Source organism: Candidatus Krumholzibacteriia bacterium (assembly GCA_035649275.1).
In the GTDB taxonomy this organism is placed as follows: Bacteria; Krumholzibacteriota; Krumholzibacteriia.
Genome location: DASRJW010000083.1, coordinates 1 through 20,737, shown reverse-complemented (window position 1 = coordinate 20,737; position 20,737 = coordinate 1). Strand labels below are relative to the sequence as shown.

Sequence of the window (20,737 nt, the reverse complement as noted above, 5' to 3'; positions counted from 1 at the left end):
CGCCTGCGACGGAGCATCATGACCTTCGCCTCAACCTTTGACGCTCCCCGCCAGGATGCCGCGCACGTAAGCGCGCTGGAAGAGCAGGAACACCACCATCGCCGGAAGGATGGTCAGCACCGAACCGGCCATCATCAGCTCCGTGTCCTGGACGTGCTCGCCTACCAGGTTCGCCAGCGCCACGGGCAGCGTGTAGTTGCGTGCGTCGCTCAACACGATGAGGGGCCACATGAAATCGTTCCAGGCGGAGAGGAAGGTGAAGGCCGCCAGCGTCACCAGAATGGGCTGGATGACGGGGACGACGATACGAGTGAAGAGCTGAAACTCCCCGGCGCCGTCCACGCGAGCCGCGTGCAGGAGATCGTCGGGCACGCCGACGACATACTGCCGGACCATGAAGATGCCGAAGACGCTGGCCAGATACGGCACGACGACGCCGGCGTAGGTGTTGACGACGCCCATCTCGCGCAGCAGCAGGAAGAGCGGCAGCATCCCCACCTGCGCCGGGATGACGAGGGCCAGAGTCAGGCCGCGGAAGAGACGTTCGCGCCCAGGGAACACCAGCTTGGCGAAGGCATAACCGGCGAGCCCATTGAAAACGACGGAGAGCAGCGTTCCCGTCACCGTGACGATCGCGCTGTTGAGGAAATTCCACGCCAGATCGAGCCGGGTGAGGATGGTCACGTAGTGCTCGAAGGTCACCCGCCGGGGCAGGAAGGGCGGCGGGAAGCTGTTGGCGTCCCCCGCCGGCATGAGCGAGGCGGAGACCATCCACACGAGCGGCGTCGCTGCGACGGCGGCTCCCAGGAGAATCGCCGTGTGCAGCGCCAGTGATTGCACGGTGCGGCGTTTCATCCCTTGCTCCGTTGCAGGCGCAACTGCACCAACGTCCACGCCAGGGTCACGAGGAAGAGGAGGAAGGCGATGGCCGCGGCTGCGCCCATGCGCCACCAGCGGAAACCCTCTTCGTACATGAGGAGGACGAGACTCGTGGTGCTCCGCAGCGGTCCGCCCTGAGTCATGACGTAGGGCTCGGTGAAGATCTGGAAGGCATTGATCATCGCGGTGACGCCGACGAAGAGGGAGATCGGCGCCAGACCGGGCACGGTCACGTGCCAGAAGCGCTGCCATGCCCCGGCGCCGTCGATGGCTGCCGCCTCGTAGCGCTCTTCCGGGATGTTCTGCAACCCGGCGATGAAGATCAGCATGCTGTAGCCGAAGTTCTTCCACACCGACAGAAAGATGATCCCCGGCATGGACCAGTGCGGATCGCCGAGCCAGTCCACCGGGCCGAGGCCGAACCAGCCGAGGACCAGGTTCAGGAGGCCGTAACGCGGGTGGTAGAGGTAGCGCCAGACGATGGCGACGGCGACGAGCGTGGTCACGACAGGGGCGAAATAGACGGTGCGGAAAAAGGTGCGACCGCGGACGAGCTTCGCGTGCAACAGCAGCGCTGCCCCGAGCGACACCAGCACCAGCAGGGGCCCGCCGGCGAAGGCGAAGTACAAGGTGTTGCGCAGCGCGTTCCAGAAGGCCTGGCCTGCCAAGGTGGCGCCATAGTTGTGCAGACCGACGAAACGCACCACCTCCGGCGTGCCGAGGGCGTAGAGGTCGAAGTCCGTGAGGCTGAGCAACAGGCCCGCCAGCACGGGGACGAAGAAGAAGACGCCGATGAGGAGCACCGCCGGGCTGACGAAGGCCCAGCCGACGCGCGCTTGCTGCCGTTGCAGTGCCGTGCTCATCGTGAGCCTCCTTGCACGCCCGCAGCCAACCGTCGGCGTTCCAGCAGCCAGCGCCTTTTTTCCAGCAGCCGATCCACGTCGCCGTCGAGGAGCGCGAGGACCGAATCGGCGGGAACGCCGCCGCGCACGGCGAGCTCGGCCCGCTCTTGCAGGCGCGTGGCGATGAGCTCCCACTCCGGGATCTTGGGTGTCGGTACCACGTGGCGGAGCTGGGCGCCGAAGGCCCGCAGCTCGCGATCCGCGGCCAGCGCGGTATCACCCCAAGCATCGACGCGCGCCGGTAGATTGCCGGTCAGCTGGTAGAAGCGCAGCTGCTGCTCGTGACGCGAAAGAAACTCGACGAGTTTCCAAGCGGCGTCGTGTTGTCGCGAGTTGCGGAAGAGCACCAAGCTCGAACCACCGGCGAACGACACCCCCGGCCCCTCCGGCCCCGGGAGCGGCGCCGTCGCCCACGTTCCTTGCGCCGCCGGTGGCAAGCGCCGGCGGAACTCCCCCAGATTCCACGGGCCGGTGATGTACATCGAGAAGTAGCCGCGCTCGAACTCCTGATAGAGGTTGGCGATCTCCACATTGGTCACCGGCGGCGCCAGACCGCTGCGGAAGAGGTCGACGTAGAAGGCGAAAGCGCGGCGGAAGGCGGGTTGCGAGAAGGCGCCGCGCGTGGCGCCTTCGGCGAGGAGCGGCGAACCGCACTGCAGACCGAGCAGCGCCACCGGCAGCCATTCGTTGATCGGCAGGAACACGACGAAGCGGTTCCGGCCCACGACCTGCTTCGTCGCCACCATGGCGGCGCGCCATGCGCTCCAGGTGGAGGGCATCGAGTCGTAACCGGCTTGCGCCAGGATGTCGCGCCGATAGAAGAGGACGCGGGTGTCCACGTACCACGGCACGCCGAAGACCGCGCCGTCGATTCGATTGGTATCCCAGATCCCGGCGAAGAAGGCGGTGGAGTCCAGCGCCGCCGAGCGAGCGAGCAGGCCGTCGAGCGGCTGCAGCGCCTGCAGCGCCACGAACTCGGCGATCCAGGTGTTGCCGAGCTGCGCCAGATCCGGAGTCGAGCGGCCCACGTGGGCGGTGAGGAGCTTCTCGTGCGCTGCGGTCCAGGGGATCTGCTGCACCAGCACCCGGACGCCGGGTTGCTCGGCCTCGAAGCCGCGCACCAGCTCCTGCACCACTTCGCCCTCGCGACCCATGGCCCAGAAGCGCAAGGTCACCGGCGCGGTGCCGCCACCACCGTCGCAACCGCCGAGCGCCGGAAGGAGGATCGCGCCCCACAGGCAGGCCACGGCTCGCGACGCGCCGGGTTTCATCGCCCCTCCGGGAGCGCGTCCAGCCAGCCGCCGCGGAAGCCGGCAGCGCGCAGCCCGCGCACGAGGTGCGCATTGCGGCGCATCGTTTTCCACACCAGCTCGCTCCGATGGTTTTCCAGCATCGCCAGCACCGGGCCCTGGTCGATGCCGAGGTAATCCGTGTCGAACCAACCGAACTCCGGGTCCACCCGACCGTGCTGCACCGGCACCGTGAGCGTGAAGCTCGGGTTGAACGCGTCGAGGAAACCGTAGCGGGTGAAGAGACGCTCGCCGTAGGTGTCGCGCCACCTCTGCAAGGTGGGAATCACGCTCTCCGGGGCGAAGACGATGGAGCCCGCTGCCGCCGCGGGGCACACGGTACCGTCGTCCTGCACCTCGGTGAAGCAAGCGCCACGGGCCCAGTAGGTGTGGAACTCCCGCTTCCGGCCGCTGACAGTGTATTCACCGTTCACCGGGCCGTCGCACGCCGAGAGCCCCCATAGGTCGGCACCATAGCGGGCCCAGCCCTGGGGATTGGCGACGGCGTAGGCACGCTGCGCCAGCACCGCGCGCCGGGAGTTCTCGAAGTAGTCGAGGCCGCGGGCGCGCATGAATGCATCCTGGAGACCGCGCAGGTCCACCCACACCTGGGTGTACTGGTGACCGAAGAGCGGTGCGAAACCCAGATACTCCTGCCCTTGGAAAGAGCCCCAGCGGTACGTCGAGGTCCACTCTTCCCAGGCTTCCGGTTCGACGGCGTGAGCCGGCGAGGCGAGGGCGAGCAGGTAGACGAGCATGGCCTCGTTGTAACCACGCCAGTCGTAGCCGAGAAAGCCCTCTTCCGGCGTCCAGCCGTGGCCGATGGCCGGCGGGCGCACCTGCGCCCAGCGCCAGTCTGCCCGGGTGTAGAGAGATTCGGCGAGCGCCCGGATCCGCGCTTCCTCGGCGTCCGGGCCATCGAAGTAGGACTGACAGAAGAGCGCTCCGGCCAAGAAGAGCGCCGTGTCCACGGTGGAGAGCTCCACATCTTGGAAGCGATGTCCAGTTTCGGGGTCGAGGAAGTGATAGAAGAAGCCACGATACCCAGTGGCACCGGCGCGCGCCGTGTCTTGTGGCGCCGACCAGAACCATTGCAGCGCGTCGAGCACGCGCCCCCGCGCCGCCTCTCGATCGACGTAGCCGCGTTCCGCGCCGATGGGGTACGCCGTGAGCGCGAAGCCCGTGGCGGCGACGCTGGCGAAGGAACGCGTGGGCCAGCGATCGGGGGTGAGCCCGCGCTGAGGATCGCTCTGCTCCCAGAACCAGCGGAAGGTGCGGGCTTCGAGCGTGTCGAGGAATGCCGCCGTCTCGGAAGCAGCGCCGTCTGCCGCCGGCGGCTCCGGCGGTGGATTGCTCCTGCTGCAACCAGAGAGAAGAACCCCACACCACAGGAGAACGCCACAACCGGTGAGGAAAAAGCGGCCTGTCGTGTCGTCTGCATCGGACACGGCGAACTCTCCCGAGCGCGGCCAGGCGCGAGCGGCGCAGCCTGTGGCGCGTGGCGCGGCCAGTGGCGAGTCGCGCCACCGGCGGCGAGTCGCGCCACCAGCGGCACATGGCGCCCAGCGGCGCACGCGGCGAGCCATGGCGAGCGGCGCCATCATCGGGAAAGCCTTGCTGGAACGCAACCCGCTTCGGACCGAGCGGCGCCATGGAGTATCATGCCGCGGCACCGGCGAGAGAGGACGCGCCATGCCCGTGCTGCGGCTCGAGGGCATCGAGAAGGTTTTTCCCGGGAACCAAGTGGCCGTGGCCGGCGTGGATCTCGAGGTCACCGACGGCGAGATGCTCGTCCTCCTCGGACCGTCGGGTTGCGGCAAGAGCACGCTGCTTCGCATCGTGGCCGGTATCGAATCGCCGAGCCGCGGCCGCGTCTTCCTCGACGACCGGGAAGTGACCGAGCTGCCGCCGCAGCGTCGCGACGTCGCCATGGTCTTCCAGAACTACGCGCTCTACCCGCACATGAACGTACGCGACAACCTGGGTTTCGGCCTCAAGATGCGCGGCACGGCCAAGGACGCCGTGGCCCGGCGCGTGGGGGCGGTGGCCGACAGCCTCGGCATCGCCGCGCTCCTCGACCGCAAGCCGGCGCAGCTCTCCGGCGGGCAGCGCCAGCGCGTTGCTCTGGGCCGGGCCATCGCCCGGGACGCCAAGGTTTTCCTCCTGGACGAACCTCTCTCCAACCTGGACGTGCAGCTGCGAGTGCACACGCGGACGGAAATCGCCCGGCTGCATCGCGAGATGCACGTTCCCATGCTCTACGTCACCCACGATCAAGAGGAGGCGATGACCCTCGGCGACCGCATCGCGGTCATGAACGCCGGGCGCATCTTGCAGCTCGGCACGCCGCTCGACATCTACCGCCGGCCGGCGACGCAGTTCGTCGCTCGCTTCGTCGGCTCGCCGCGCATGAATCTCCTGCCCGGAACGCTGGTGTGGCCGCAGAGCGGAGCGGCGCGGCTCGAACTGCACGGCGCCATGGTCGAACTGCAGGCGGCGCCGTCGCCGCTGGCGCCGCCGACCCGGCAGGACGTGATCGTGGGCATTCGTCCCGAGGACATGGAGGTCCGCGACACTTCCGGCGCCGACCTCCGCGCCCGCGTCGATGTCATCGAACCCCTCGGACGCGAGACGCTGCTCCACCTCGTTCTCGACACCCCTACCGACGAACCGCTACGGGTCCTGGCGCCGGGCCAGGTCGCTTGGGTCCCCGGCGCGGCGGTAGGTGTACGCTTCCAGCGCCAGCGTTTCCACTTCTTCGACCCCGAGACCCAGATGCAGCTGCCCCCCGGAAGTCCCGCCTGACGTCGTTGGCCTATACTGCGCTGCGGGCGCCGCTCTACGCGCTCAGCCGCAGGAGGTGCCACAGTGACCTACACTGCCAAGAACTTCGAGTCTCTGCTCGGGTCGCCCGGCTTTAGCGAGCCCTTGCTCCGCAACCACTTCGCCCTTTACCAGGGCTATGTCGCCAACACCAACACGCTGGCCGAGATGCTCGGCGCCCTGATCGAGGCCGGCCGCACGGCGACGCCGGAATACGCCGAGCTGAAGCGGCGCTTCGGTTGGGAATGGAACGGCATGCGCCTCCACGAGCTCTACTTCGGGAACTTGACCCGGCGCCCCGAGCCCTTGCGCGAGGAGACGCCGCTGGCCCGCAAGCTGAGTCAGGAATTCGGCTCCCTCGCACGCTGGGAGCAGGATTTCCGCTCCACCGGCTCGATGCGCGGCGTCGGCTGGGTGCTCTTGGTCCACGAGCGCAGCGGCGGTCGTCTCTTCAACACCTGGATCGACGAGCACGATGCCGGCCACCTGGCCGGAGCCGAACCTCTCCTGGTCATGGATGTGTTCGAGCACGCCTTCATGCTGGACTACGGCTTGAAGCGCGCGGACTATATCGAGTCGTTCTTCCGGGCCATCCATTGGGCCGAGGTGGCCGCGAGGTTCTGAGTCGCTCCGGAGTGGATGGCTCGAGCGAGTGGATGGGTGCGGAAGAGCAGGCCCGCTGAAGAAGCACTGGGGGCACAACGCGCATGCGCCGCTTGACAGTGGTCGTCAGCATCTGGCTGCTCGCCTCCACCGAGGTCGCCCAGGCACCGGTCGCCTGGGCGCAGCTGCTCCCGGCACCGCAAGATACGGCGGAGCCGCCAGCCGCCGCAGCGCTGGCGCCCCGCCCGATCCCACCGGGTCTCATTTCCGCCAAGTCCGATGAAACGGCTGCTGTGCTCCGCTCCATGGCGGAACGCCACGGCCCCGACCCGGCTCTCGAACAGATCCGCAGCGCCTTGCCCGGCATTCTCGGTCGGGCGGAAAAGCTGCTCGGCGATACGGAAAACCGTCTCGGGCAGCAAGCTCCGCCCCGAGCCATGGAGGAATTGGAGCGGCGGCTCCTCGATCTGCGAGCGCCCCTTTTTCTCTGGCGCGCCAAGCTGCAACGCCAAGCTCATGGTCTCGATCGGGATCTGCAGACCTTGACCGACCTGCGCGGACCGTGGGAGGCCACCCTTCAGCTGGCGGATTCGACCCTGGCGGCGACCACGGTCGCCCAGGAGGCAGTGACCTCCATCCGCGCGATGGAGACGCAGTTCGACGAGCGCCGGGCGGAGCTCTTCACCGTGGAGGAACAGGTCCGCCACGCCCTCGGCATCATCCAAGAGGGTCTGGAGCAGATCGAAACGGCGCGCGAGCGCGCCCGCATGCAGATCACGGCTTTGGACGTGCCACCACTCTGGTCCGCCCTGCTGCATCCCCTCGGGAGCGAGCGTCAGGTGGCGCAGCTGCGCGCCGCATGGCAAGACGGAAAAGGGCAGGCGCGGGAGTTCGTCCGCGCCTCACGCAACGCGCTCGTCGCCAGCGGTGTTTTCTTCCTCGTCGCGCTCGTAGGTTCGGTGCGTCTCGGACGGGGACTGCGCCGGCGCACCACCCCGGAGCCGGAGCTCGAGGCTGCAGCCCGCATCCTGACGCGCCCGGTCTCGGCCGCGGTGATCGCCTCGGTGCTCCTGGTGACGATCATGATCCCGCGGGTGCCCGCCATCGTTTCCGACTTCGCCAGCATCCTACTCTTCGTCCCGCTCTTCCGTGTGCTGCCCCACAACCTGACGCAACGGCGCCGCCTCCTCGCCGCACTCGTCGCCGCCCACGTGCTCGGCGTCGCCTCCGAGAACGTGGTCTACCTGTCACCCCTGCAACAGTTGATGCTCCTCGTGCAGGGCCTCGTGGCGTTCTGGGCCTTCTTGTTCCTGGTGCGGCAGCGACCGGCCACCCGCCCCACCGCGACCTTCGCCCGCCTCCAGCGCGGCCTGCAGTGGCTCGCCCTGATCCTGGCCGGCGGAGCGGCGGTGGCGGACATCGTGGGCAACGTCTCTCTCGCCGCCGTGGTCTTGCGCGCGGTCACGCTCTCCGCCTACCTCGGCCTGGCCTTCTACATCACCTATCACGTGCTCCAGGGCGTGGTGTGGGCCATGCTGCGCCACTCTTTCCTGCGTCACTCGCTCCTGGTACGCCAGCACGAGGGGCTCCTGCGCCGGCGCACGCTCCTGCTGCTGCGTCTCGCCCTCGTCTACATCTGGTGCAAGACTGCCCTGCAGATCCTGCTGCTCTGGAACGTCGTGGCGACGGGGACGCGCCGGATCCTGGCCGCCCAGGCGCACTTCGGCGAGGTCGCCTTCTCCCTCGGCGACGCTCTCAGCTTGATCGTGACCATCTGGGCTTCCTTCCTGCTTTCCCGCCTCCTGCGCTTTTTCCTCGAAGGCGAGATCTACACGCGGCTCTCCCTGCCCCGGGGCTTGCCCAACGCTTTTTCCACCGGCCTGCACTACCTCATCTTGCTGTGCGGCTTCTTCCTCGCCGTGGCAGCCACGGGCGTCGAGCTCAGCAAGTTCACCATCATCGTCAGCGCCTTCAGCGTAGGGATAGGCTTCGGCCTGCAGAATGTGATCAACAACTTCGTCTCCGGTTTGATCCTCATGATCGAGCGGCCCATCATGCCCGGAGACTCGGTGCAGATCGGCCAGACCCTGGGCGAGGTGAAGCGCATCGGCATGCGTTCGAGTACGGTGCGCACCCCGGACGGAGCCGAGGTGATCGTGCCCAACGCCCATCTGATCGCCACGGAGGTGATCAACTGGACCCTCTCGGACCGCCTGCGTCGGATCGACCTGTCCGTGGGAGTGGAATACGGCAGCGATCCCCAAGAGGTTCTGGACCTGCTGGTGGCCACCGGCGCGCGGCATCCGGAGGTGCTGGCGCAGCCGGAGCCTTCGGCGCTCTTCCTCGCCTTTGGCGAGAGTTCCCTCGATGTTCAGTTGCGTGTGTGGACGGCGAACATCGACCAGTGGATGCGCATCAAGAGCGAGATCGCCCTGGCAGTGTACGGTGCGCTGCAAGAGGCAGGCATCGGCATCCCCTTCCCGCAGCGCGAGGTGCTCTTGAAGTCGGCGCCCGATGGAACGGCCGAAGGGCCGGCGCCGCGGGAAGCGCGGGAGCGGGCGCCTCGGGAGACCTAGTGACTCCCGGCCCTCCCGTGGCTTGCCGTAGCCCAGCCCGCGCTTGGCCCCGGCGCCGCTTGCCTCGACACCCTGCTTTCCGCTAGCTTCCTGGCCCGTTTCCCCTGACGAGCGAGGCACGATGGCCGGCGAATACATCTTCACCATGAAGGACCTCCGCAAGGTGGTCCCACCGAAGGTCGAGATCCTCAAGGGGATCTGGCTCTCCTTCTTCTGGGGCGCCAAGATCGGCGTCCTCGGCCCGAACGGAGCGGGCAAGAGCACGCTGCTCCGTATCATGGCCGGCCTGGACGAGCAGTTCACCGGCGAGGCCTTCCCGGCCAAGACCGCCAAGGTCGGCTTCCTGCCGCAGGAACCGCAGCTCGATCCCGCGAAGAGCGTGCGCGGCAACATCGAAGAAGCAGTGGCGGAGACGCGTGCACTCCTCGACCGCTTCGAGCAGATCAGCTCCCGCTTCTCCGAGCCCCTCGAAGCCGACGAGATGGAGAAGCTCCTGGAGGAACAGGGTCGGGTGCAGGACCGCATCGAGGCAGTGAATGCCTGGGAACTGGACCATCACGTGGAGATCGCCATGGAGGCGCTGCGCTGCCCGCCCGCCGACGCCGACGTACGCACCCTCTCCGGCGGCGAACGCCGCCGCGTCGCCCTCTGCCGGCTGCTCCTGCAGCGCCCCGATCTGCTGCTCCTCGACGAACCGACGAACCACCTGGACGCCGAATCCGTCGCCTGGCTCGAGCGCTTCTTGCGCGAGTACCCCGGCACGGTGGTCGCCGTCACCCACGACCGCTACTTCCTCGACAAGGTCGCGGGCTGGATCCTGGAGCTCGACCGTGGTGAAGGCATTCCCTGGGAAGGCAACTACTCCTCGTGGCTCGACCAGAAGCTGCGCGTGCTCACGCAGAAGGACAAGCCTTCGGCAGGCAGGGCGCGAACGCTGCAGCACGAGCTCGAGTGGATGCAAATGACACCGCACCTGCGCAAGAACCACAGCCGCCAGCGCATCGCCTCTTACGAGCGCCTGCTCGCCGCCGACGCCGAGTCTCGCCGCGAGACCGACGAGATCTACATTCCAGCCGGCCCGCGCCTGGGCGACGTGGTCATCCAAGCGCAAGGGCTACGCAAGGCGTACGGCGACAATCTCCTCTTCGACGGCCTCGATTTCAGCCTGCCCCCGGGGGGCATCGTCGGCATCATCGGTCCCAACGGCGCCGGCAAGACCACGCTCTTTCGACTGATCACGGGTCAGGAGGAGCCCGACGCGGGCACGCTGCGCGTCGGCGAAACGGTCACCCTGGCGCACGTGGACCAGGTGCGCGACGGCCTGAACGGCCAGAAGACGGTGTTCGAGGAAATCTCCGGCGGGCTCGATCAGCTCCAGGTGGGAAAGCGCAGCATGCCGTCGCGTGCCTACGTCGGCCAGTTCAACTTCAAGGGGACGGAACAACAGAAGCGGGTGGCGACGCTCTCCGGGGGCGAACGCAACCGGCTGCACCTGGCGAAGATGCTGATGACGGGAGCGAACGTGCTGCTCCTCGACGAACCCACCAACGACCTCGACGTGGACACGCTGCGGGCGCTGGAGTCGGCGCTCCTCGACTTCGCCGGCTGCGCCGTCGTCATCAGCCACGACCGTTGGTTCCTCGACCGGATCGCCACCCACATCCTGGCCTTCGAGGGCGACAGCAAGGTCGTCTGGTTCGAAGGCAACTACCAGGACTACGAGGCTGCTCGCCGCGCCCGCCTGGGTCACGACGCCGAGCAGCCCCACCGGATCCGCTACCGCAAGCTGACGCGGAACTGAAAAGCCCGCCGGCGCTCCCTCTCGCGCACCACTAAGTTCGCCGTTCGGCCCGGGTCCGAGCTTCCCGCGCCAGGCGGCGCGCTGTGCGCAGCGGTTCCGGCGTGCGCTCCCGGCCGAGGCAAGCGCGGACCACAGCGAGCGCCGTCTCCGGGTCGGTGCGCCAGGCTGCGTGCACGGCGAGCGGGCGGACGCCACGACGGACGCGCAGCCACCAGCCGACCACTACTTCCTCGAGGAGAAAGGGTGTCACGGCGCCGGCCTCATCCGGAGGCGGTGGGCCAGCCGCCACGAGTAGGCGGTTCGTGACCCCGACGCTCGGGATGCCGAGTCGCGCGCCCAGGTGGAGCGCGAGTCCGGCACGGCGTGGGTGGTCGCGCCCGGTGGCGTCCACGAGGAGCAGTCCCGGAAGTTGCGGCAATGCAAAGAGCGCCGCCTCGTGCAGCGTTCCTTCGCGGAGCGCCAGATGTCCCGGCGCGTAGGCCGCAGGAGCGCGCCCCTGCGCCACCGCCGACGCCACGAACTCCCTGGCCGCGAAGAGGGCGGCCGCGGCCCAGCCGGCATCGCCTGCCGCACCGGGTCCCGAACCGCCGCGGCCGAAGCAGACGAAGGAAGCGCCGATGGGCGGCAGCGGTCCGCCGGTACGACCGCCCCGACCGAGGTTCTCGGGGCGCCAGAGCGGCGCCGCGGTCGCAGCCAGTCGGCGCTGCTCCTCTTCGAGCGCGGCGAGAGTGCGGGGCCAGGGCTCGAGGTCTTGTGTCTCGTTCACCCCGCACCTCTTTCCCTGGATCACTCTTTCGAAGCAACTCGATTCTCGCACAAAACCATCGGGCCAAATCACCCAAGCCAAAGCCGTGCGCCCGGTGGAGTTCATTGCAATGCAGGACATCGTGTCGCGAACACTCCGGGTGTTGTGAACCTTCATCGGGAACATTTAAACTTCTTCCATTGACTCGATCCTCGAAGGCCGGGACCCGCCGCTCGGAGTCGTCCCATTCGCCTCTGCACCCGTTACCGGAGGGCCGCTAGGTCGCCAGGTTCCAACCATGAGACCGCGGCATCGAACAACATGCTGACACCATTTGCTGGATCCCGAGCCCTACGGGAGACGCCACGGGCCTGGCAGCTCGCGGGGCGCATTGCGTTCGCCTTCTTGGCTCTCGTCTGCCTTACCACTTCGCCTCTCTGGTCGACCGTCCCCTCCGGCACTGATTGGGTCGAGGCCAATGAACCGATCATCTTTTCGGTGGTCGGCGACGTGCCCTACGGCACCAACGAGATCCCCGAGTTCCAACAGCAGATCGACCAGCACGATCTCTACAGCCCCTCCGAGTTCCTCACCCACGTGGGCGACATCAAGTCGGGGAGCGAGGCGTGCACGGCGGATCGTTACAGCGTCGTCGCCGACATCCTGAAGTCTTCGCAAGTGCCATGCTACATCGTTCCCGGGGACAACGAGACGACGGACTGCAGCAACCCGAGCACGGGAATGTCCTTGTGGAACCAGTACTTCCTGCGTATCGACCAGAACTGGCCGTGCTCTCCCACCACCGAGCGCCAGAGCGGTCGCCAGGAGAACTTCGCCTTCGTGCGCAAGGGAATGTTGTTCGTCGGTATCAACCTGGTGGGTGGCTCGAACAGCACGAGCATCATGGAAGACGATGCCGACTGGGTGGTGCTGCAGCTGCAATCGAAGGCCTCGCAGGTGCGCGGTGCGGTCATCTTCTCTCAGGCCGGCCCGGGAAGCAATCACAGCACCTTCTTCAACCCCTTCGTCACCGCGGCACAGAGCTTCGGCAAGCCGATCCTCTTCATCCACGGCGACGGGCACAGCTGGATCCAGGATCACCCCTTCTCCGCCTCGAACATCCTCCGGGTGCAGGTGGAGAACGGCGCCAGCGAGCAGCCGTTGCAGGTGACAGCGACGCTGGACAACCAGAACCTGTTCCAGCTCAAGCGCAATCCGTGGGCGAACAACCCGACGCCGGTGACACGGCCACCTTGCGGCACGGCGACGCCGACCCTCACCATCGCCGACAGCAGCGTCCTCGAAGGCAGCTCGGGGACGACGACCATGCTCTTCAACGTGACTCTGGCGAATCCCAACGGCAGTACCGTCACGGTGCAATACGCCACCGCCAACGGCACCGCCACTGCAGGTTCGGACTACACGGCCACCTCCGGTTCACTCAGCTTCAGCGGCTCGACGACCTCCCGCACCATTTCGGTGTCGGTGACCGGCGACCTGACCGCCGAGCCCGACGAGACCTTCTTCGTCGACCTCTCGAATCCTTCGAACGCGACCCTGGGGGATTCCCGCGCCCAGGGCACGATCCGCACCGATGACGGCAACCGGGTGCCCACGGCGCGAAGCGACGATTACGCCACCAACGAGGATGTCGTCCTCAACGTGTCTGCGCCCGGCGTCCTCGGCAACGATAGCGATCCCGATGGGGACCCGCTCACGGCGTCGATCCAGTCGACCACGTCGTTCGGCACCTTGAATCTGTCCGCGAATGGCAGCTTCACCTACACGCCGAGCGCTAACTTCTCCGGCAGCGACGAGTTCACCTATGTGGCGAGCGATGGACGTGGCGGGACGGCCACTGCCGCCGTGACCCTCAGCATCAACCCGGTGAACGACGCGCCGGTGGCGAGCGGGGAAACCTACACCACACCGGTGGGCACCCCTCTGGTGGTCGCGGCTCCCGGCCTGCTCGGCAACGACGCCGACGTGGACGGGGACGAGCTCACGATCCAGCTGATCAGCTGGCCGCAGTTCGGCAGCCTGGTGCTCGGCGCCAACGGTTCCTTCACCTACACGCCGGTGGCGGCCTTCGACGGCGTCGACAGCTTCACCTATCGCGTGCGCGACGCTGCGACGTCGAGCAACACGGTGACCACGAGCATCGGTGTGGGTGGGCCGGTCTCCACGACCTTCAACCCCCTCGCCGACACCTACGTGAGTTCCTTCAAGCCGTCGAACAACTACGGCACCGCGAGCGAGCTGCGCGTCCGGGCCGGGAGCCGCAACGAACGGCCCTATCTGCGCTTCCAGGTGACGGGCTTCCGTGCCGTCCGCGCCGCGCACCTGCGTCTGTGGGTCACCGATAGCAGCCCACAGGGCGGCGGCGTCTACTCGGTGGCCAACACCTACAACGGCACCACCACGACGTGGACCGAAACCGGACTCTTCTGGAACAATGCCCCCGCCCTCCCCGCCTCGCCCCGCGCCTCCTTCGGCGCGGTGAACTCCGGGACCTGGGTGGAGCTCGACCTGACCTCCGCCATCCCTGGCGACGGCACCTACTGCTTTGCGATCGCCAGTACCTCCACCGACGTGGCGCGCTACACCTCCCGGGAGGGCACGAACAAGCCGCAGCTCGTCATCGAACGCGGCAACGTGACCGGTGTCCCGGGGAATCAGCAACCGACGGCGAACACCGACAGCTACAACGCCACGGAAGACGTGGCGCTCGTCATCGCGGCCCCCGGCGTACTGGGGAACGATAGCGATCCGGATGGCGACGCGCTCGTCGTCACCGAGGCGGGAAGCGCCGCTCACGGCAGCGTCTCCGTGCAGACCGATGGCGGTTTCACCTACACGCCGGCAGCGAACTACAGCGGTTCCGACAGCTTCACCTACACCGTGAGCGACAACCGAGGCGGCGGCGCCGTCGGCAACGTCACCCTCGCGGTGGCAGCAGTGAACGATGCTCCGGTGGCCACGGCCGACACCTACAACGTGACCAGCGGTGGGGTGCTCAGCATTGCCGCCCCCGGCGTGCTCGCCAACGACAGCGATGTGGAGGGCAGCGCGCTCTCGGCCGTGCAAGTCACAGGTCCCGGACATGGCACGCTCACGCTCAACGCCAACGGCTCCTTCACCTACACACCCGCCGGCAACTACTCCGGCCCCGACAGCTTCACCTACCGAGCCAGCGACGGGAGCGCCACGAGCACCGTCACCACGGTGAGCATCACGGTGGGATCGCCCGCCGGCCCGGTGACCTTCGTCGAGGCCCAGAGCGGCGGCGCCGCGGCCAGCGCGACGGTCAGCACCGCAGCAGGCCTGGGTGGAGCTCCCGGCGATCTCTATCTCGCGGGCGTGGCTGCGAAGGGGCTCCGCACGGTGACGAACGTGAGCGGCCTCGGCCTCACCTGGACGCGCGTGCGGGCCCAGTGCGGCGGGCGGAGCCAGACCATGGTCGAGCTCTGGATGGCCCGTGGCACTCCGAGCCCCGGTATCGTCACCGCGACGCTGTCCTCGGCGCCGGACAACGCGGTCATCACCGTGGCGCGCTATGCGAACAGCCACGCTACGAACCCCCTGGGCAACGTGGTCTCCGGGAACACCAATGGGGTCTCGGGGACGTGCGCCAACGGCATTGACGGCTCGAGCTTCAGCTTCCCCCTCACGACGCAAGGCGGCGTGGTCTTCGGCTGCACGGCGCAACGTAGCCACTCGCTCGTCCCGGGTAGTGGCTGGACGCAACGCGCCGACAGTCGTTCGGGAACGAGCGGCACGGCAGCCTCGCTGACCTGCGTCGAGAAGGCTTCGACAGCGGGGACGACGACCTTCGACGGCACCTTCACGGGCGTCACCGACTGGGCGGCTGCCGCGGTGGAGATCCGCCCGAACGGTGCTTCGACCAAGGCGATCGCCGCAGGCCCCAGCGAGCCGGAAACCGAGGTCGCGATCACCCTGGACCGCGTCTTCCCCAACCCGGCGCGGCACTCGGCGACGATCGCCTACGAGCTGCCCTCGCCGGCGCTGGTGGAAGTTCTGATCTTCAACGCCCGCGGCCAGCGCGTGCGCCAGCTCCAGAACGGCCTGCAGACTGCCGGGCGGTACATGCTGCACTGGGACACCCGCGACAACGCCGGCGTCCCCGTACCGGCGGGGATCTACTTCGTGCGTGCGGACTTCGGCTACCGGATGCTGAAGCAGAAGCTCGTCGTTCAACGCTGAGCCACGGATCTCACCTGGGTGGGCGCTGCGAGACCATCGCAGTGCCGCCCAGGGGGCCGTTCGCGCCGCGCTGGTTCTTGTCGTTCACCCTTCGAACGGTTCTTGCCCGCAAGCGCGGCACCTCGTATCTTGTCGCAACGTCGATGACGCGAGGGGGGTGGCCATGGCGCTGGTGCGAGCCGTTCTCGGTGTGACTCTCCTCGCCCTGGCGACGACGGCCCACGCTCTTTCCCCCGCCGAAAAGCTGCGCCGGAACCTCGCCAAGCAGCAGCTGCTACAGAGCTCCGAGTCGGTCGAGCGCTGGTTGGGGCGCGTCGTCGAGGCTGACCCGCGCTACGACCGGGAAGGCGGTACGGAGCCCGGAACGCAGCTCCGGCTCGCTTACCACGGCCTGCAGTATCTCTTGACCGACGCCTTGCGCGAGCAGTTCCTCGGTCTCTCCAGCGATTCGTTGCGTGAGGAGTGGGTGCGCCGCTACTGGGTGCTGCGCGACCCGACGCCGACGACGCCGGAAAACGAGCGCCGCGAGGAACACGAGCAGCGGGTCCTCTTCGCCCGGGAGCACTTCGCCACGGCGTCACCGCCTTACTGGGACGACCGCGGCGCCTTCCTCATCCTCTACGGGCCGCCGGACGGTATGAGCCAGATGCCGGCGGACGTCAGCTACGCTCTCGGCTTGCAGTTCGAGACCTTGTACTGGTTCTACGGCAAGAGCGACCTGGTCGTGCAGTTCGAGCAACGCCCTCCCGGCGGACCTTGGGTCTTCGGGCGCTCGAGCGCCTCCTTCACTTCCCGACCCGAGGTGCAGGCCGCAGCCAGACGAGGCGCGAGCGACTTCTTCAGGGGTTTTGGCCTGTCGTCCACGCACTACAATGAAGATATCCCTACTTTCGCCGATGCCGATCCATTCAACGCGGCAGCAGTGGCAGTCAACCTGGCCGGGGCCCGCGATGTCCTCGAGAATCACCACGAGCGGTTCTTCTTTCCCGGCATGCCGGTGCAATTCCTCTGGTTCGTCTTCGACGCCGACACTTTCCTGCCCGAGAGCGGCAACTCGGCCCTCACGGACGCGGCGACACCGGGAGCCCCATTGCGGCTCGAGGCCCACGTGCAGTTCGTGCTGCGGGATCTGACCTACCAGTGGCAGGACTCGTTGTACGCGGCCCGCTATCGTTTGGAAGGCACGCTCTTCGATGCCGAGCTGCGAGAAGCGGCGCGCGATGCCTACGAGACCGATCTCACCGCCTGGAGATTCGACACGACGGAGCGCTCGAGCCTCTATCCGGGACAATTGAACTTCGGCGCGCCGCCAGGCCGATACCTCCTGGCGCTCCGCCTGCTGGATCTGCGTTCCGGCGACCAGGGCAGCTACACCACCGAGGTGGTGATCCCCGACTTGCGCCGCACCCGGCTGGCGCTTTCCGACATCGAGCTCGCCACGAGCATCGCCCCCGCGGGCGCCTATCGGCTCTCTCGTTTCGCCAAGCGGGACCGCCTGGTGCTGCCGAACCCGATCGGCGCCTACGGGCTCGACAAGCAGGTCACGGCCTATTTCGAGATCTACGGCTTGCAGCTGGACGAGCAGCGCCGTGGACGCTATCGGATCTCCTACCGCATCCTACCTGTGAGTTCGTCCCGCAACGAGCCGCGGCCCGTCGTCACTTCTTCCTTCTTGTCGGAAAGCCAGACGACAGATTGCGCCGAGGAGCTGCGCATCGACGTCGGCGAGCTCGGAGAAGCCGCCTACGAGCTCGTGATCGAAATCCAGGATCTGGTCGGCGGCGCCCACGCCGAGACGCGGACGCCCTTCTCCGCCCTGCGGTTCTGACGAGCGAAGCGCCGACGGCAGGCCCTTTGCAGGATGCTCAGCGCTCCGCAATTGCAGTGCGTCGGCATGGGGCGCAAGGTCACTGGACTGACGCCGTCTGTGCCACAGTCTGCGGTTCGGGCTTCGATTGGGGCGTCGCGGCAACGAGCTGTCGGCAGAGTGAACCCAGGTCCTCGTCTCTCTCACGGATGAGATTCTCCCCGAGCAGACGCAGCGCGTGCAGGTGGGCGCGGTCGGTCTGGTCCATGTCGTCGATGCCTGGCTCGAGACGTGTTTGCAGGCGGTAATAGCGCCGTCGCCCATCCGGACCCCTAGGCAAGAGCTGCTGTAACTGGTAGTCGATGGTGTCGTTGATGCCGTCGAAGACCACGCTCAGGATCGGGTGCGCCCAGCGCACTACACCCCATCCCTTGACCTCTTCGTACGGCAGGCTGCGCGTGAGTTCGCCGGTACCGAGCGACACGACCAGGAAGTCGTCCGCGTCCGGATAGGTGCAGCGAGCCTCGACGTAGCCACACAAAGCAGGGTTGTTCGCGAAAACCCCACCGTCGATGAGAGCGTAGTAATTGTCGCCGTCCGGCGATGCGATCCTCATGGGCTCGAAGTAGGTCGGCGCCGCCGAGGTCGCGCGCGCCACGTGCTTCATGGGGAAATCGTAGTCGGGACGCAGGCGGGCCTTGCGGCTGCGAAAGAACCAGGCAGTGCGGCGCTCGATTTCGTAGCTCGTGATCACCACCTCGGTCAGGGCCTCCTTGAGCCGCGTCGCGCCGAAGTACTGCCCCAGCACGGCCTCGATGCCCCGCGCGGGATATTTTTCCTCCACCAGGTTCCCCAGGGAACGCAGGCGATGCCAGCGGGAGCGCGAGAAAATCTTGCTGCCTTCGGTTACATAGAGCTCGATCAAGGCTTCGGCCGTGTAAGAAGGTGCGGCGCCCGGACCCGGGCGGGTGAGGCCGAGCGCCAGAATCCCGCCCGTCGAAGTTCCCGCGATGATATCGAAAAGCTCGGCGATGCGACGTCCCGTGCGGCGCTCGATCTCCGCCAGCACCATGGCCGGAATGATGCCGCGGATTCCTCCACCGTCGATGGACAGAACCCGAATCAAGTGGGACCCCCGAGAGCGGGCCGGCGTGCGGTTTTCCGCTGCGACATCGATGTCAGGACTTGAAACGAGTGCATGCAACAGGCGTGCCCCAGCAGCGGGGAGCGGCCGGAGTCGCCCTCACGGCTGATGTCGATGCGGCGAGCCCCGAAAGGCCGGCCTACTCGAGGGGCGCTGGAAGCCTCCACTACGCTTTGGGAGCTTCCGATGGCACAAGCGAGGACGCTAGAGGCCGCCGGATCCGAGTGCTCGAGGAGGGCGGGCGCGATTCACCGGCCGGTTCGCGGTTCGCTCGCTCTGTCTTCCTGCGGTGAGATCCTCGTCGTGCAGCGGCGAGTCAGAGAACGAGGACATCAATGCAAGCGGGGGGCGCTGTCGCCCCCCGCTTCGTGTGAACAGGATCGCGGTCAACGAGAAGTGACGGCCGGCTCGCCGATCACCCGGAACTGGGTGCGGCGATTCCGCGCGCGGTTTTCCTTGCTGCTGTTGATGACGAGTGGCTGCGATTCGCCGTAGGCCGCCACGCTCAGCTGCGACGGCGGCACGCCGCGGGAAACCAAGTAGTCCCGCGTGCTCTGGGCCCGACGCTCCGAGAGTACCTGGTTGTAGGCCTCGTCTCCCTGGTCGTCGGCATGCCCCTCGACGACGAGGCGCATCTCGGGGTTGTGCTTCAGATAGGTGGCGATCTCGTCGAGAGCCCGGCGATACTCGCCGTCGATCGAGCTGCTGTCGAAGGCGAAGCGCACCGGCAGGCGCCACACTTCGCCGCTCACCTCGAGGCCGCGCACGGGACAGCCTTCCTTCGTCACCGGCGTCCCCTTCGGCGTGTCGAGACAGCGGTCCTTGTCATCCGAAACGCCGTCCCGGTCCCCGTCGCCGGAGAGCAAGGCGTGGACCACGAGAGCGCGCATCTGCCGCGGATCGGTGAGATCCCAAGCCTGCACCACCTCGCCGCAGCCGCCGGCGTTGACGAGACGCTGCAGCATCGCACTGCCGTCACGGGAAACACCCACCTGCACAGCGTAGATGCAGGCATTCGCCCGCTCGTGCAGGCGCCGCGCCGCGGCGACCGCTTCGTCTCCCATGTCCAGGCCGTCGCTCACGACGAAGACGGCGGTCTCGCCGCTAGCGCTGGCCAGATCACGGCCCGCGGCGTCGAGTGCCGTCGCCAGCGGCGAGTCGCCGTAGGCGCAGCGCACCTCGCCGATCGCTTCCCTCGCCCGGGAGGGCGAGTAGCGCTGGACACCATAGAGGAGGCTCGTCTCGCCCGCGGGATACTGCCGTTCCTGGCCGAAAGCCCGCACGCCGCCGCGATAGTCCAGGGGCGGTATGGCTTGAGCCAGACTCTGCGCCACCGCTCGGGCCACATCGATCTTCGGGAGCTCATGTGTCGACGCGCGCATGGAGTAGGAGCCGTCGACGATGAACTGGAATGCCTCCACCCGTGCCACGTACCCCTCCGTGGAGATGCTCGCAGCCGGAAAGGCCCGTTCCGCGTCGCGAGGAGCGCCCGCGGCGGGCTGGATCATGAGGAGCACGAGGAGCGTCGTGCTCACGAGCACTCGAAGCATGGAGATCCACCCTTCGTAATTCGCTCGCACCCCGACCGAGGGGGGGCGAGCTTCCCAGCACATTCTAGGCAAGGAAGTTGACAGACGAAAGTAGAGGAATGCTCTGCAGGATGCAGCGAAGACTTTGCGGCATTCCAGGCGCTTCGTCGTCTGGAGGTGTTGACGACCTCGCGTCGTACGACTAGCCTTTGCCTGGAATCCACACGGCGTTGGTTGCGACGGAGAATGCGACTCCGCCCGCTCCGGAGAGCGATTTGCCGCCGCGGGCACCGTCAGTGCAATCGATTTGCAATCGAGGAGAGAGGCAATGCCCGTGAAGCCGATTCCCGATGGGTACAGCACCGTCACGCCTTATCTGGTCATGCAGGGGGCGTCGCGTGCACTCGAGTTCTAT

At 67.3% G+C, this 20,737-nt stretch carries 13 protein-coding genes; 6 read left to right on the top strand and 7 right to left on the bottom strand.

Features of this window, described 5'->3' with window-relative positions:
• Window positions 1–30: 30 nt before the first annotated feature.
• From VFE28_08230 to VFE28_08215, 4 genes are read right to left on the bottom strand one after another with little or no spacing between them, the layout of a single operon-like run.
• Complete coding sequence (locus VFE28_08230) at window positions 31–855, bottom strand: carbohydrate ABC transporter permease (GenBank protein ID HZM15973.1); 825 nt, start codon at window positions 853–855, stop codon at window positions 31–33.
• Window positions 852–1,730, bottom strand: a complete 879-nt coding sequence (locus VFE28_08225; GenBank protein HZM15972.1) for a sugar ABC transporter permease — start codon at window positions 1,728–1,730, stop codon at window positions 852–854. Before VFE28_08225 ends, VFE28_08230 begins: the two co-directional genes overlap by 4 nt.
• Window positions 1,731–1,738: 8 nt before the next feature.
• A complete protein-coding gene (locus VFE28_08220) occupies window positions 1,739–3,052 on the bottom strand; it encodes a sugar ABC transporter substrate-binding protein (GenBank protein HZM15971.1) in 1,314 nt (437 codons plus the stop codon).
• Window positions 3,049–4,518, bottom strand: a complete 1,470-nt coding sequence (locus VFE28_08215) for a glucoamylase family protein (protein HZM15970.1) — start codon at window positions 4,516–4,518, stop codon at window positions 3,049–3,051. The genes VFE28_08220 and VFE28_08215 overlap by 4 nt, the downstream gene beginning before the upstream one ends.
• A gap of 244 nt (window positions 4,519–4,762) precedes the next feature.
• Between VFE28_08215 and VFE28_08210 the strand changes: the two genes are divergently transcribed.
• From VFE28_08210 to ettA, 4 genes are all read left to right on the top strand, one after another.
• Window positions 4,763–5,875, top strand: coding sequence for an ABC transporter ATP-binding protein (locus tag VFE28_08210; protein HZM15969.1), 1,113 nt, complete (start codon window positions 4,763–4,765; stop codon window positions 5,873–5,875).
• Between the two features lie 63 nt (window positions 5,876–5,938).
• A complete protein-coding gene (locus VFE28_08205) occupies window positions 5,939–6,517 on the top strand; it encodes a Fe-Mn family superoxide dismutase (GenBank protein HZM15968.1) in 579 nt (192 codons plus the stop codon).
• 83 nt (window positions 6,518–6,600) lie between these two features.
• Complete coding sequence (locus VFE28_08200; protein ID HZM15967.1) at window positions 6,601–9,072, top strand: mechanosensitive ion channel domain-containing protein; 2,472 nt, start codon at window positions 6,601–6,603, stop codon at window positions 9,070–9,072.
• 121 nt (window positions 9,073–9,193) lie between these two features.
• Window positions 9,194–10,873 carry an energy-dependent translational throttle protein EttA gene (ettA, locus tag VFE28_08195; protein HZM15966.1) on the top strand — a complete coding sequence of 560 codons (1,680 nt, stop codon included), beginning with the start codon at window positions 9,194–9,196 and terminating at the stop codon, window positions 10,871–10,873.
• Window positions 10,874–10,904: 31 nt separating this feature from the next.
• Here ettA and VFE28_08190 read toward each other — a convergent pair whose 3' ends face one another.
• On the bottom strand, window positions 10,905–11,639 hold the full coding sequence (locus VFE28_08190) for an endonuclease V (protein HZM15965.1): 735 nt from the start codon (window positions 11,637–11,639) through the stop codon (window positions 10,905–10,907).
• A gap of 489 nt (window positions 11,640–12,128) precedes the next feature.
• Between VFE28_08190 and VFE28_08185 the strand changes: the two genes are divergently transcribed.
• Window positions 12,129–15,842: an Ig-like domain-containing protein gene (locus VFE28_08185; GenBank protein HZM15964.1), complete on the top strand. Its 3,714-nt coding sequence runs from the start codon at window positions 12,129–12,131 to the stop codon at window positions 15,840–15,842.
• A 163-nt stretch (window positions 15,843–16,005) separates the two neighbouring features.
• Entirely contained in the window at window positions 16,006–17,670 is a 1,665-nt protein-coding gene (locus VFE28_08180; GenBank protein ID HZM15963.1) for a GWxTD domain-containing protein, read from the top strand.
• A gap of 79 nt (window positions 17,671–17,749) precedes the next feature.
• On the opposite strand, the gene VFE28_08175 is transcribed toward VFE28_08180, so the two are convergent.
• Together VFE28_08175 and VFE28_08170 are read right to left on the bottom strand one after the other, a co-directional pair.
• Entirely contained in the window at window positions 17,750–18,775 is a 1,026-nt protein-coding gene (locus tag VFE28_08175; GenBank protein HZM15962.1) for a patatin-like phospholipase family protein, read from the bottom strand.
• Between the two features lie 404 nt (window positions 18,776–19,179).
• Window positions 19,180–20,343: an OmpA family protein gene (locus tag VFE28_08170; GenBank protein ID HZM15961.1), complete on the bottom strand. Its 1,164-nt coding sequence runs from the start codon at window positions 20,341–20,343 to the stop codon at window positions 19,180–19,182.
• Window positions 20,344–20,737 lie beyond the last annotated feature (394 nt).